The 14,171-nt window shown below is 71.6% G+C and carries 9 protein-coding genes; 8 read left to right on the top strand and 1 reads right to left on the bottom strand.

The genetic code is table 11. The annotated features are described in order from the left end of the window. The first annotated feature begins 74 nt into the window (after positions 1-74). The 6 genes from ACFYOY_RS09615 (at position 75) to ACFYOY_RS09590 (ending at position 7,017) form a co-directional block, all read left to right on the top strand. Positions 75-761, top strand: coding sequence for a class II aldolase/adducin family protein (locus tag ACFYOY_RS09615; RefSeq protein ID WP_351891232.1), 687 nt, complete (start codon positions 75-77; stop codon positions 759-761). A 125-nt stretch (positions 762-886) separates the two neighbouring features. Further along, entirely contained in the window at positions 887-2,014 is a 1,128-nt protein-coding gene (locus ACFYOY_RS09610) for an alpha/beta hydrolase (RefSeq protein ID WP_351891226.1), read from the top strand. A gap of 156 nt (positions 2,015-2,170) precedes the next feature. Further along, positions 2,171-3,658: a hypothetical protein gene (locus ACFYOY_RS09605; RefSeq protein WP_388585863.1), complete on the top strand. Its 1,488-nt coding sequence runs from the start codon at positions 2,171-2,173 to the stop codon at positions 3,656-3,658. Positions 3,659-3,889: 231 nt separating this feature from the next. After that, positions 3,890-5,488, top strand: a complete 1,599-nt coding sequence (locus ACFYOY_RS09600) for an ABC-F family ATP-binding cassette domain-containing protein (RefSeq protein ID WP_093460831.1) — start codon at positions 3,890-3,892, stop codon at positions 5,486-5,488. A gap of 402 nt (positions 5,489-5,890) precedes the next feature. Next, entirely contained in the window at positions 5,891-6,112 is a 222-nt protein-coding gene (locus ACFYOY_RS09595) for a helix-turn-helix domain-containing protein (protein WP_014059784.1), read from the top strand. Positions 6,113-6,237: 125 nt separating this feature from the next. Next, on the top strand, positions 6,238-7,017 hold the full coding sequence (locus ACFYOY_RS09590; RefSeq protein ID WP_351891212.1) for an enoyl-CoA hydratase/isomerase family protein: 780 nt from the start codon (positions 6,238-6,240) through the stop codon (positions 7,015-7,017). 127 nt (positions 7,018-7,144) lie between these two features. On the opposite strand, the gene ACFYOY_RS09585 is transcribed toward ACFYOY_RS09590, so the two are convergent. Further along, the gene (locus ACFYOY_RS09585; protein ID WP_351891206.1) at positions 7,145-9,016 is read right to left on the bottom strand and encodes a SpoIIE family protein phosphatase; all 1,872 of its coding nucleotides are present in this window, start codon (positions 9,014-9,016) and stop codon (positions 7,145-7,147) included. A 93-nt stretch (positions 9,017-9,109) separates the two neighbouring features. Here ACFYOY_RS09585 and ACFYOY_RS09580 point away from each other — a divergent pair, with 93 nt between their 5' ends. Beyond that, positions 9,110-13,636 carry a HAMP domain-containing protein gene (locus tag ACFYOY_RS09580; protein ID WP_388585858.1) on the top strand — a complete coding sequence of 1,509 codons (4,527 nt, stop codon included), beginning with the start codon at positions 9,110-9,112 and terminating at the stop codon, positions 13,634-13,636. Then, positions 13,636-14,127: a response regulator gene (locus tag ACFYOY_RS09575; RefSeq protein WP_351891200.1), complete on the top strand. Its 492-nt coding sequence runs from the start codon at positions 13,636-13,638 to the stop codon at positions 14,125-14,127. Before ACFYOY_RS09580 ends, ACFYOY_RS09575 begins: the two co-directional genes overlap by 1 nt. Positions 14,128-14,171: the final 44 nt, after the last annotated feature.

Genomic DNA, 14,171 nt, shown 5'->3' with positions numbered 1-14,171 from the left:
CCGCGCCCGTTCCGGTCCCGCCATCGCCCGGCCGCCGGACGCCTGGGAGGATCGGGCCTCGGAGGTGAGGGCAGGTGACCCAGTCGCGATCCACGCGGCAGCCGCAGCCGCGGCTGACCCACCCCCTGCGCCAGGCATGGACGCAGGTGGTGAGAACGGCCCGCAGAACCACCGCCGACGGCCTGGTCGTCGGCACTTCGGGCAATGTCTCGGCCCGGGTCGGCGACACCGTGCTGGTGACCCCGAGCGGCGTCCCCTACGACCGGCTCGGCCCGCGGGACGCCGTCGCCGTCGACCTCGACGGACAACAGGTCCTCGGCACGCTCGAGCCCACCAGCGAGCTGCCCATGCACCTGGCCGTCTACCGGGAGACCGACGCCGAGGCCGTGGTCCATACCCACGCCGTCCACGCCACGGCCGTATCCACGCTCGTCGACGAGCTCCCCGCGATCCACTACATGACCGCCGCGCTCGGCGGACCGGTCCGCGTCGCGGCCTACGCGCTCTACGGAACGGACGAACTGGCCGACGCCATGATCGATGCGCTGCGCGACCGCAGCGCCTGTCTGCTGCGCAACCACGGCACCGTCGTCCACGGCGCCACCCTGGACCAGGCGTACGACCGCACCGCCCAGCTCGAATGGATGTGCCGGGTCTGGCTCACCGCGGTCTCCGTCCCCGGCCGCACCCCCACCCTGATCCCGCCGGACGAGCTGCGGCGCGCCGCGGACAAGCTCAGCGGCTACGGCCAGCCGAGCTGAGCCCGGCCGGGCCGCCGGGCACGCGCCCGGGCCCCGCACCGCACGCGCTCCGGCCCCGGCCGGACGGTCACCCGGCCGAGCACGCCCGCTGGCCGGGGGCCGCCTCCCCGCCCACACTGGGAGGGATGCGCCTGTGGACAACGGCGGTCGCAGCCGCCACCACCTTGCTGGGTGCCGGCGTGGCCGCGGTGGCGGCCGGACGGTACGCCACCGACGCTGCGCTGAAACCGGCCCCCGACCGTCCGCTGCCGAACGAGCCCCCGCTCACCGTGCACGCGACCGCGGCCGGCCAGATCACCCTGACCCGCTCGCTCGCCTCGCTGCGCCCCGGCGTCTACGGCCTCACCGGCCCCTCCTGCCACGCCGTCGTCGGCCCCGTCATCGAGGACGCCCCGCACCCCGCCGACTGCGTGGTGCGCCGCCTGGAACGGGTCACCCACGGCGACCTCACCCCCGGCACCCGGGTGCGGCTGACCCCCCAGGTGTACATCGGCGATCCGCGGGACGCGCTCGGCATCGACCGCGCCGACGTCGACGTGCCCGGCGAACTCGGCCCGCTGCCCGCCTGGTTCATCCCCGGCGAACGCTCCACATGGGTGATCACCACCCATGGCCTCGGCACCACCCGTGAGCACCCTATGGTCGTCATGCCCTTCCTGCGGCAGCTGCGGGTGCCGGTGCTCGACCTCGCCTACCGCGGGGACCCCGGCGCCCCCGGGCCCAAGGACGGCATATCCCACCTCGGCGACACCGAATGGCGCGACCTGGACGCGGCCCTCCGCTACGCGGTGGCGTACGGAGCGACCGGGATCGTGCTCCACGGCTGGTCCATCGGCGCCTCGATGGCCCTTTACGCCGCCGCGAACTCCGCGCTGCGCCACCGCGTCCTCGGCCTCGTCCTGGACTCCCCGGTGCTCGACTGGCAGGCCACCCTGCGCGCCCTCGCCGCGGCCCGCGGCATCCCCGCGCCGCTGCTCCCGCTCGCCCTGCGAGCCGCCGAGGGGCGCACCGGGCTCCACGACAGCGTGCTTCCGGAGGTGGCCGATCCCGAGCGGTTGTCCGTGCCCACGCTCGTCGCCCACGGCCCCGACGACACCCTCGCGCCCTGGCATGTCTCGCGCGAATTCGCCGACCGCAGACGCGACCTGGTCACCCTTCACACGGTGCGGCGGGCCCCGCACGCGGCCATGTGGAACGCGGACCCCAAGGGGTACGAGGAGGCTCTGCGGCGCTTTCTGGTACCGCTCCTGTAGCGCCCGTAAGACGATCGCGGAAGCGCGTGCGAGACGGCGCGGGAAGCGTTCGCGGGGCGGTGGCGCAAGCGTCCGTAAGATGGCGCGAACCGTTCGCGGCGACCGCCGGACGGGTGCCGATTGGGCTTTCGGGCCGTCAACGGCGAGACTGCTTCCGTGACGTCCCGTACTCCGCGCGACTCCCGGCTCCGACTCGTCCGCAACCGGCCGATGGCCACCGCCCGCCGGCCCGCGGTGAACCGCGGCTCAAGACCGGCGCCCCGCCCGCCGGAGGGCACTCCGCCCCCGGCGGAGCTGGCCCGGCGGGCCAGGGCGGGGCTCACCGGGGCCGTGGCGGTCGCCCACTGGGCCGCGGCCGAGCACGGCGCCCCCGGCGCGCTGTCCGACGAGGCCGCCGCCCGCGCCGCCGCCGCGCTCGGGCTGAGCGAACCGGAGGTGCGGAGCGACTGGGACCGCGCCCGCCTCATCGGCCTCATCGAGCACCACGCGGGCACCACCCGCCCCGGCTGGCGGCTGCAGGCGTGGGACCGGGACGACAGCGCCGTGCTGCGGGGCTGGGTCGCGCTCCTCGACGCATGGTCCCTGGCCTGCCCCGCCCCGGCGGCGGCCGAGCCGACGGCGGTCGCGGAGGTCGTCGAGGCCGTACCGCAGCTGCTCTCGCTGCTGCAGCTCTCGGCCGGCCCCATGCAGATCTCCGCCCTGCTGGACATGCTCCGGCAGCGGGTCGCCGAGCTGCGCACCGAGCGGTGCGAGGTTCCCCAGGAGGCCACGGAGCTCCAGGACGCCACGGAGCCGCAGGAGCCCGCGCAGGGCGCCGGGAGTGCGGGGAGCCTCGACGACGCCGAGGACACCGCCACCCTGGAGGGGCTGCTCGACTGGGTCCTGGATGCCCTCTCGTCCGTCGGGGCGCTCACGGTGCGGGAGGAGCCCCAAGAGGGGCCGGACGGGCCGGAGAGCGCCGGGAGCGCGGCCGACGAGGCCAAGGGCGACAGCCGGGAGGCGGAGCTGACCGCGCTCGGCAACTGGGCGGTGTGGGTCAAGCTGGAGCAGATCTGCGTCGCCGCCCAGAGCCCGGCCGGGAACATCGAGCAGCCCGCCCCCGACATGCTGCGCGGTTGTGCGGGCCTGACCCCGGGCCCCGCCCGCGCCGAGTACCGGGCCTGGCTGGCCGCCCGCCCCGTCGGCAGCGCCGTCACCGAGCTGATCGAGGCGGCGCGCGGCGACGACGCGCTGCTGCGCGGGCTCGCCTTCGAGGCGCTGCGCGTCGTCGGGGCGCCCGCCGAGCCCGCCGTACGGGCCGTCGTCGACGAATCGTGCCTGCGGCCGTACGCGCTTCTGTGGCTCGCCGAGCACGAGGGCGCCGACCCGGACGAGGCACTGGACGCGCTCACCCGCGAGGAGGCCACCTGGCTGTGGGTGGACACCGCCGCGGCCATCTCCGACCACGGCGAGAGCCCGCTGCTCGTCCGCCACCTGGAGTCCGCCGTGCAGGGCACCGTGCCCGCGCTGCTGGAGGAGGTACGGGCCGTGGGGCACCCCCGCACCGTGCAGGTCCTGGTGGCACTTGCCGCCGCCCACCCCGATCCGGCCCTGGCCAAGGCGGTGCGCCGGGCGGCCTTCCAGGTGCACACGGGCGGGGCTTGACAGGTTCACACAGGCCGGGCCCGGGGGGAGCGGCCGCGGGGGGGAGGAGAGCGGCCGCCACGGGAGACCATGGGGGAAGGCCGTAAGGTCGCGGCGAGGGCCGTAAGGCCGGGGGAAAACGACTTGCCCGCACCGCTAAACTAGCCGCATGGCAATTCTCCTCGTGCATTAGACGGCGTCGGCCGCTCTCGTCCGTCCCGTCCGCCGCTACCCTGCCCAGGAGTAATTCCCGTGATCACCGCCTCCGGCGTCGAGCTGCGTGCCGGCGCTCGCGTCCTCATCGAGTCCGCTTCCTTCCGCATCGCCAAGGGCGACCGCATCGGCCTGGTCGGCCGTAACGGCGCGGGCAAGACCACGCTCACCAAGTGCCTGGCCGGTGAGGGCATCCCGACCGCCGGCACCATCACCCGCTCCGGTCAGGTCGGCTACCTCCCGCAGGACCCGCGCACCGGCGATCTCGACGTCCTCGCCCGCGACCGCATCCTCTCGGCCCGCGACCTCGACTCCGTGCTCCGCAAGATGCGCGAGAACGAGGACCGGATGGCCAACGGCAAGGGCGCCACCCGCGAGCGCGCGATGAAGAAGTACGAGCGCCTGGAGACCGAGTTCCTCACCAAGGGCGGATACGCCGCCGAGGCGGAGGCCGCGACCTTCGCCGCCAGCCTTGGCCTGCCCGACCGGGTGCTCGGCCAGCCGCTCCATACGCTCTCCGGCGGTCAGCGGCGCCGGGTCGAGCTGGCCCGGATCCTCTTCTCGGACTCCGACATCATGCTGCTGGACGAGCCCACCAACCACCTCGACGCCGACTCGATCACCTGGCTGCGGGACTACCTCAAGACCTACAGCGGCGGCTTCATCGTGATCTCCCACGATGTCGACCTCGTCGAGACGGTCGTCAACAAGGTCTTCTACCTGGACGCCAACCGCTCGGTGATCGACATCTACAACATGGGCTGGAAGCTCTACCAGGCCCAGCGCGAGGCGGATGAGAAGCGCCGCAAGCGCGAGCGCGCCAACGCCGAGAAGAAGGCCGCGGCGCTCAACTCGCAGGCCGACAAGATGCGCGCCAAGGCGACCAAGACCGTGGCCGCGCAGAACATGGCCCGCCGCGCCGAGCGGCTGCTGGCCGGACTGGACGAAGTCCGTCAGAGCGACAAGGTCGCCAAGCTCCGCTTCCCCGACCCGGCCCCGTGCGGCAAGACCCCGCTGACCGCGGAGGGGCTGTCGAAGTCGTACGGCTCGCTGGAGATCTTCACCGATGTGGACCTGGCCGTCGACAAGGGGTCCCGAGTCGTCATCCTGGGGCTGAACGGCGCCGGTAAGACGACCTTGCTGCGACTGCTGGCCGGGGTCGAGAAGCCCGACACCGGTGAGGTGACCCCCGGCCACGGGCTGAAGCTGGGCTACTACGCGCAGGAGCACGAGACGCTCGACCCGGACCGCACCGTCCTGGAGAACATGCGCTCCGCCGCCCCGGACCTGGACCTGGTCGACATCCGTAAGACGCTCGGCTCGTTCCTGTTCTCCGGCGACGACGTGGACAAGCCGGCCGGAGTGCTCTCCGGCGGTGAGAAGACCCGGCTCGCGCTGGCCACCCTGGTGGTCTCCTCGGCCAATGTGCTGCTCCTGGACGAGCCCACCAACAACCTCGACCCGGCCAGCCGCGAGGAGATCCTCGGTGCGCTGCGCACCTTCGCCGGTGCGGTGGTGCTGGTGACCCACGACGAGGGCGCCGTCGACGCGCTGCAGCCGGAGCGGATCATTCTGCTTCCGGACGGCGTCGAGGACCTGTGGGGCGAGGCCTACGCGGATCTCGTCGCGCTCGCCTGACGAGGGCCGATGGCGGCGTCGGGGCGGCGTTCCGGCCGCCGCCCCAAGAGTCCGGTTCCTCCGCTCCGGCGCCCTTCTCATAGATCATTCGGCCTAGGCGTGATCCATCATCTGAGTGAGAGCGGCTGGTATCGCGGCGCGTCGTGGGCCACCGGCGCACGCGACGTGCCGTGCGCCGGTCCGGACCTCTGCGACGTTGCTCACGTATGCCCTGACCTGCCTATTCGCCGATGAACACGAAAGAGTGTCAGGTTGAACAGCGCCGGAATCCTTGATTCCGAAGGCCGTCGCGCCGCGATCTCCCGCAATCCTTCATCCACAGACCTTGCCGAATGGGTGGCCAGGAAGCTCTGTAGGGGTGATCATGAGAGTCCAGAGCGCACTTCCCATGAGGAGGCACGGGTGGCCGAGACTCTGAAGAAGGGCAGCCGGGTGACCGGCGCCGCGCGCGAAAAGCTCGCGGCAGACCTGAAGAAGAAGTACGACTCCGGGGCGAGCATCCGGGCGCTGGCCGAGGAGACCGGCCGTTCCTATGGATTCGTTCACCGGATGCTCAGTGAATCCGGAGTTTCCCTACGGGGACGCGGCGGCGCGACGCGAGGCAAGAAGGCCGCCACGGCCTGATCGCACGCGCTGTGCTCCGTCATCAGCAGCAGGTATGGACAGGGGTGCCACCCGGCTGATCGTCGGTTCGGCCGGGTGGTTACTGTGCAGTCACTTGTACTGACCGCACTCGACCGGAGGCCCCTGTGACCCTGCTCGACAAGGACGGCGTTCAGCTCACCGTCGATGACACGGTCGCCACGGTGACCCTGACCAACCCGGCGAAGCGCAACGCCCAGTCGCCCGCCTTGTGGCGGGCGCTGGCCGAGGCGGGGAAGCTGGTGCCGGGCACCGTGCGCATCGTGGTGCTGCGCGCCGAGGGCAAGTCCTTCTCGGCGGGCCTGGACCGTCAGGCGTTCACGCCCGAGGGATTCGACGGCGAGCCGTCGTTCCTCGAGCTGGGGCGCGGCTCCGACAGCGAACTGGACGCCGCCATCGCCGAGTACCAGGAGGCGTTCACCTGGTGGCGGCGGAACGACATCGTGTCGATCGCCGCCGTCCAGGGTCATGCCATCGGGGCCGGTTTCCAGCTCGCGCTCGCCTGTGATCTGCGGGTCTGCGCGGACGACGCACAGTTCGCCATGCGCGAGACCAGCCTCGGGCTGGTGCCGGACCTCACCGGTACCCATCCGCTGGTCGGGCTCGTGGGATACGCCCGGGCGCTGGAGATCTGCGCGACCGGGCGGTTCGTCCATGCCGACGAGGCCGTGCGGACCGGGCTCGCCAATCTCGTGGTGCCCGCGGCCGAGCTCGACGGCGCGGTCCAGGACCTGGCGGCGGCCCTTCTCGCCGCGCCCCGCGACGCCGTGATCGAGACCAAGGCGCTGCTGCGGGGGGCCGTGGACCGCACCTACGAGGACCAGCGCGTCGCCGAGCGCGCCGCCCAGGCCCGCCGACTGCGCGACCTGGCGGGGCTGACGGACTAGCCGGCGCCGTTACGGGCCGACAGCGCCGCTGTGACCAAGCCAGCGCCGCTACGACCTACGTTGCGCTGGTGGACCGCAGGCGCCGCTTCCGGTGGGGGTCGCCCGCGCCGCCACGGCGTACGCGCCGTCACGGCACCCGCGGCGGCTCCACCGTCGGCACCGCCTCCAGCACCAGCACCGCGAGGTCGTCGTCGATCGGCTCGGGGCTGAAGTCATACGTGGCGCGCCGCACCCGCTCCGCTACCGCCTTGGCACCGAGCCCGACGCAGTCCCGCAGGATGTCCGAGAGACCGTCGTCGTCATCCAGCTGACGGACGCCGTTGCGCCGCTCGGTGACCCCGTCGGTGACGCACAGCAGCGTCTCGCCGGGCGCCAGGTCAAGCGTGTCGGCGTGGAAGTCCGGGTTCTCGTCGATGCCGAGCAGCATCTGAGGGCTGGCGGCGGGCGCCACCGCACCGTCGGTGGTCAGCCGCAGCGGCAGCGGATGGCCGGCGCTCGCCAGGGTGCAGCGGGCGCTGCCCCCTTCCGGGTCGGGCTCCAGCTCCCCGTAGAGCAGGCTCAGGAAGCGCGGCCGGGACTGTTCGCCGTCGATCTCCGCCGCCTCCGCGTCCTCCTCCACCAGCGCCTGGTTCAGCCGGTTGAGCACCGACTCGACACCATGGCCCTCGCGGGCCAGCAGCCGGACCAGATGGCGGGCCAGCCCCGTGACCGACATCGCCTCCGGATCGCTGCCCTGAACGTCGCCCAACAGGAAGCACCAGCGGCGGTCGCCCATGGGGAACAGGTCGTAGAAGTCGCCGCCGACGGTCTGTCCCTCGCCATGCGGCTCGTAGACGATCGCCGTGTCCACCCCCGGAATGTGGGCGAGCGACATGGGCAGCTGCCGGCGCTGCAGTGCCCGGCTGATCGTCGCCTGCCGGGTGTACTGCCGGGCCGTGGCCACCGCCTGGGCCACTCGCCGCGCCACGTCCTCCGAGAGCCGCACCACGCCCTCCGCCATCCGTGGCACGCCCGCCCGGCCGATGAGCAGGGCGCCATGGCTGCGGCTGTGTGCGATCAGCGGGAAGCACACCGCCGATCCGCCCTGGCTGTCCGCGATCCCGGGCCAGGGCCAGGAGGTGCCCGCCGAACCGAGCCCGGTGGGCGGCGGATGCCGCTCCAGCGACAGGCGGAGCGCGCCGATACGGTGCTCATCGCTGTGCCAGACGCGGGCGAGCTGCAGCCCGCCGCTCGGGGTGGTCAGCCAGACCGCGCACCAGTCGGCCAGCCGGGGGACCAGAAGCTGCCCGGCGAGGGCGGCGACCATGTTCTCGTCGAGCTGGCCGGTGAGCAGTTCACTGGCCTCGGCGAGGAAGGACGGCCCGCCGCGGTCGACCCAATCGGCGGTCGGATCACGCTGCTCGCGCGGCGTCACGGGGGCGAGGGTCTCCGCGAACCGCAGCTCACGCCCGAGCGCGCTGGTGGGGATGGCGTCGGACTCGGGCACCGCACGCCCGACGTCCAGCCGGAACCAGACCGCCTTACGGGTGCGGTGATAGGTCACGCCCCAGGATTCGGCGAGCGCCCCGATCAGCTGGAGCCCGCGGCCACGGCCCCGGCGCTGGGTCTCGGGCCCTCCGTAGACGGTGCTGGCGGGGTGGAGGTCCGCCACCTCCACGACGATCCCCGGCCGTCTCGGCGCGTCGGCCGCGCCGGGCGTCTCGTCGGGCTGCCCCAGGGTGTCGCTCTCGTCGGCGGTGCCGTCACCGGGCTGGAGCCGGCAGACCACCTCGACCCGGGTGCCCGCGTGCAGGACCGCATTGGTGACCAGCTCGCTCACCAGCAGCACCGCGTCGTCGATCGACCGCTCGTCGAGGGCGACCGGCGCGAACGCCTCCGCGGCGCTCCGTCCCGTTAGTGCCGTACGGACGAAGGTGCGCGCTGCGCCGGGCGCGCGCACGCTTCCGGGCAGCGTTGTCCGTGAGACGGACTCACGCGCGAGAGGAAACAAGACTCCCACGTGCGGCTCCAGGGCGATATGGGCGGTTTAGGCCATCTAGGTGCCATATTATGACAGACAGGGGGAATTGAATGATCTTTAAGGGACGACGCCATGGCACTCGACCCGATCACCACCGGCACTTCCCCGGCGCGGCCCGCGGAACGTGCGGATTCCGCTGGGCCGTCCGGCCCGGCGCGCGGTGTGGAGACCACGTCCGAGCTGCGCTCCCTGCTCGCGGCGATGAACGCACTGTGCGACGGTGACTTCACCGTCCATGCCGACCCCTCGGCCGAGGGTGTGGTCGGCGAGATGGCCGGGGTCTTCAACCAGCTCGTGCTGCGCAACGCGCATCTGGCCGGGGAACTGCAGCGGGTGCGCCGAGAGGTGGTGCGCCAGGGCAGGCTGGACGAGCGGATCACCGCGAGCCCCGGTCTGGGAGCCTGGACGACCAGCGTGGACGCGGCCAATCACCTGTTGGACGCCCTGGTCGGCCCGGTGTCCAATGCCACGCGGGTGCTTGACGCGATCGCGTCGGGCGACCTGACCCAGCGGGTGGATCTGCACGACGGCAACCGCCAGCTCCGCGGCGATCTGCGGCGGCTTGGGCGCGGGGTGAACCGCACGGTGGACCAGCTGTCGCTGTTCACCGGCGAGCTGACCCGGATCGCCCGCGAGGTCGGCACCGAGGGCCGGCTGGGCGGCCGCGCCAAAGTGCAGGGACTCTCCGGCGACTGGCGCATGGTGACGGAGGCCGTCAACACCATGGCCTCCCGGTTGACCGCGCAGGTCCGCGACATCGCCGAGGTGACCACCGCGGTCGCCCGCGGTGACCTCACCCGCCAGGTGACCGTCGAGGCCACCGGTGAGTTGCTGGAACTCAAGCTCACCGTGAACACCATGGTCGACCAGCTCGGAGCTTTTGCCGACGAGGTGACGCGGGTGGCGCGCGAGGTGGGCACCGAGGGTGAGCTGGGTGGCCGGGCGCAGGTCCGTGGCGTGTCCGGGGTCTGGAAAGACCTCACGGACAGCGTCAACTTCATGGCGTCCAACCTGACCTCGCAGGTCCGCAATATCGCCCAGGTGACCACGGCCGTCGCCAACGGCGATCTCTCGCAGAAGATCACCGTGGATGCGAGGGGCGAGATCCTGCAGCTCAAGTCGACGATCAACACCATGGTCGACCAGCTCTCCGCCTTCGCCGACGAGGTGACGCGGGTGGCGCGCGAGGTGGGCACCGAGGGTGAGCTGGGCGGCCGGGCCCAGGTCAGGGGCGTCTCCGGGGTCTGGAAGGACCTTACGGAGAACGTCAACTTCATGGCCGACAACCTGACCTCGCAGGTCCGCAATATCGCCCAGGTCGCCACCGCCGTGGCGGAGGGCGATCTGAGCAAGACGATCACGGTGGAGGCGAAGGGCGAGATCCTGGAGCTGAAGTCGACGATCAACACCATGGTGGACCGGCTGTCGTCCTTCGCCGACGAGGTGACACGGGTGGCCCGCGAGGTGGGCACCGAGGGCAACCTCGGCGGCCAGGCCCAGGTCCGCGACGTGTCCGGGGTCTGGAAGGACCTTACGGAGAACGTCAACTCCATGGCCCTGAACCTGACCTCGCAGGTCCGCAATATCGCCCAGGTCACCACGGCGGTCGCCAACGGCGATCTGTCGAAGAAGATCACGGTCGATGCCCGGGGCGAGATCCTGGAGCTCAAGGAGACCGTGAACACCATGGTCCAGCAGCTGCGCTCGTTCGCCGACGAGGTCACCCGGGTGGCCCGCGACGTCGGCACCGAGGGCCAGCTGGGCGGCCGGGCCGGAGTTCCGGGCGTCTCCGGGGTCTGGAAGGACCTTACGGACAACGTCAACTTCATGGCGTCCAACCTGACCTCGCAGGTCCGCAACATCGCGCAGGTCGCCACCGCCGTGGCCGAGGGCGATCTGAGCAAGAAGATCGACGTGGACGCGCGCGGCGAGATCCTCGAGCTGAAGACCACCATCAACACCATGGTCGACACGCTCTCCTCGTTCTCCGACGAGGTGACCCGGGTGGCCCGTGAGGTCGGCAGCGAGGGACGCCTGGGCGGTCAGGCCCGGGTCGAGGGCGTCTACGGCACCTGGAAGCGGCTGACCACCGGCGTCAATGAGCTCGCCCTCAACCTGACCACCCAGGTGCGCGCGATCGCCGAGGTCGCCTCCGCCGTCGCCCAGGGCGATATGTCCGGGTCCATCTCGGTCGAGGCACAGGGCGAGGTCGCCGAGCTGAAGAACAACGTCAACCTGATGGTCGCCAACCTCCGCGAGACCACTCGCGCCAAGGACTGGCTGGAGTCCAACCTGGCCCGTATCGCCTCCCTGATGCAGGGCCACCGCGATCTGGTCGAGGTCGCCGACCTGATCCTGAGCGAGCTGACCCCGCTGGTCAACGCGCAGTTCGGGGCGTTCTTCCTCAGCGCGGCCGGTGCCAAGCCCGGTGAGGGGCTCGAGTTCATCGCCGGATACGGCACCGATCAGGACGCGGTCGGGGGCGACGGCCAGACCCTGCGGACCGGCCCACCGGGCCGCGGGCTGGTCGCCCAGGCGGCGGTCGGGAAGAAGCGGATCCTCATCAACGACGTCCCGCCCGACTACCTCGCCATCAACTCCGGGCTGGGCTCCGCGCTCCCGGCCAGCGTGGTCATCCTGCCGATCCTCTACGAGGACCAGGTGCTCGGAGTGATCGAACTGGCCTCGTTCAGCCGGTTCAGCGAGGTCCACCTGGCCTTCGTCGACCAGTTCGTGAACACCATCGGCGTCTCGATCAACACCATCATCGCCAACGCCCGCACCGAGTCGCTGCTCTCCGAGTCCCAGCGGCTCACCACCGAGCTGCGCCAGCGCTCGAACGAGCTGCAGCGCTCCAACGCGGAGATGGAGGAGAAGGCCGCGCTGCTGGCGACCGCCTCCCAGTACAAGTCCGAGTTCCTCGCCAATATGTCGCATGAGCTGCGCACCCCGCTGAACTCGCTGCTCATCCTGGCCCGGCTGCTCGCCGACAACCCCGAAGGGCGGCTGTCCCCCCAGGAGGTGCAGTTCGCCGCCACCATCCACCGCTCCGGCTCCGATCTGCTCCAACTGATCAACGATGTCCTGGATCTGTCGAAGATCGAGGCGGGCCGGATGGACGTCCGCCCGAAGAAGCTGCCGCTCGTCAAGATCCTGGACTATGTGAACGCCACGTTCCGGCCGCTGGCCGTCGACCGCGGACTGTCGTTCGAGATCGCCGTCGGCGAGGACGTACCGCGCGAGATGTTCTCCGATGAGCAGCGGCTCCAGCAGATTCTGCGCAATCTGCTCTCCAACGCCCTGAAGTTCACCTCCTCGGGCGGGGTGACACTGCGCGTCGAGCGCACCCCGGGAGCGGAGTTCGAGGAGGAGGCGCTGCGGTCCGCGGACGCCGTGATCGCCTTCGCCGTCACCGACACCGGTATCGGCATCCCGCCGGAGAAGCTGCCGGTGATCTTCGAGGCGTTCCAGCAGTCCGACGGCACGACCAGCCGCAAGTACGGCGGCACCGGCCTCGGCCTGTCCATCAGCCGGGAGATCGCCGGAATGCTCGGCGGCCGGATCGTGGCCAAGAGCGAACTGGGCGTCGGCTCCCGCTTCACCCTCTACGTCCCCGTGCACTACAGCGGCGTCGCCCCGGTGCCCGACCCTTCGGACCCCAGGGCCACCGGCTCCACCGTCCCGGCGGCGGCCCCCGCCCCGGACGAGACGCTGCCGGACACCACCGACCACGCCCCCAGCGGGGTCTTCGGCGCGGCGGACAGCCTGGTCGCCGCCCGGGCCCTGAGCGGCGGGGCCGAGGCCGGCGCCGGAGAAGAGGCCGAGGACCACGACGACGGCTGGCCGGGGGCCACCCAGCTCAAGGAGTGGCAGCGCGGACGCCCCGGCCGGGTGCTGGACGGCCGCCGCATCCTGATCGTCGACGACGACATACGGAACGTCTTCGCCCTCACCCATGTGCTGGGCCGGGTCGGCATGACGGTGAAGTACGCGGAGAACGGCCGCGAGGGGCTGGAGGTACTCCATCGCAACCCCGACGTCTCGCTGGTCCTGATGGACGTGATGATGCCCGAGATGGACGGGTACGAGACGATCCGGGCCATCCGGAGCACACCCCGTCTGGCCGATGTGCCGATCCTCGCCCTGACCGCGAAGGTCATGCCCGGCGACCGGGAGAAGGCCATCGACAGCGGCGCGAACGGCTATGTCCCCAAACCCGTGGACGTCGACCGGCTGATGTCGGCGATCCTCGAGCTGCTCGATCCGGTGGAGGAGGCGGGGAGCGAGGACGCCGCGTCTGGTGGTGACGCTGCCGCGTCAGGTGGTGACCCTGCTGTGGTTGGTGGTGATGCCGTCATGTCTGGTGGTGACCCTGCCGTGGGTGGGGATGACGCCGTCACGTCTGGTGGTGACGCCTTCGACGATGCGTCGCTCGGGGTGCCGGGTGGTGTCGAGGGCGGCGATGGGGACGGCGTCGTTGATGGCCCTGGGGAGGACGGCCCTGGGGAGGACGGCCCTGGGGAGGATGGTGAGGGCGCCGGCCGGGGTGGGAGCGCGCCCGACGAGACCGGTCCGCCGAGGCCGAGGCAGGGGGAGTGATGACGACCGCATGCGAGAAGGCCGGAATCCTCATCGTCGACGACATGGAAGAGAACCTGGTCGCGCTGGAGGCCGTCCTCGGCCCGCTCAATCAGGAGCTCGTCCGCGCTCGCTCCGGCGAGGAGGCGCTGAAGGCGATGCTGCGGCAGGACTTCGCCGTCGTTCTGCTCGATGTGCTGATGCCGGGCATGGACGGCTTCGAGACCGCCGCCAACATCAAGCGGCTCGACCAGACCAAGGACGTCCCGATCATCCTGCTGACCGGGACCGACGCCGACTCCGACTACGCCTACCGGGGCTATGCGATCGGCGCCGCCGACTTCCTCACCAAACCCTTCGACCCCTGGCTGCTGCGGACGAAGGTCAATGTGTTCCTGGAGATGCACCGCAAGAACTGCCAGCTCGAGGCGCGGACCGCGCAACTGGCCGACCGGGTCGCGGAGCTGGAGCGCACGGTCGAGGGGCTGCGGAAGTCCAGCGCCGAGGGTTGATCGGGCCGGGCCGGCCGGCGGCCGCGGTTGACCGGCCAGGTCCG

It is taken from the genome of Streptomyces sp. NPDC007875, assembly GCF_042868035.1.
In the GTDB taxonomy this organism is placed as follows: domain Bacteria; phylum Actinomycetota; class Actinomycetes; order Streptomycetales; family Streptomycetaceae; genus Streptomyces; species Streptomyces antimycoticus.
The sequence above is the reverse complement of the archived record's forward strand: the minus strand, read 5'-3'. Positions and strand labels throughout refer to the sequence as shown.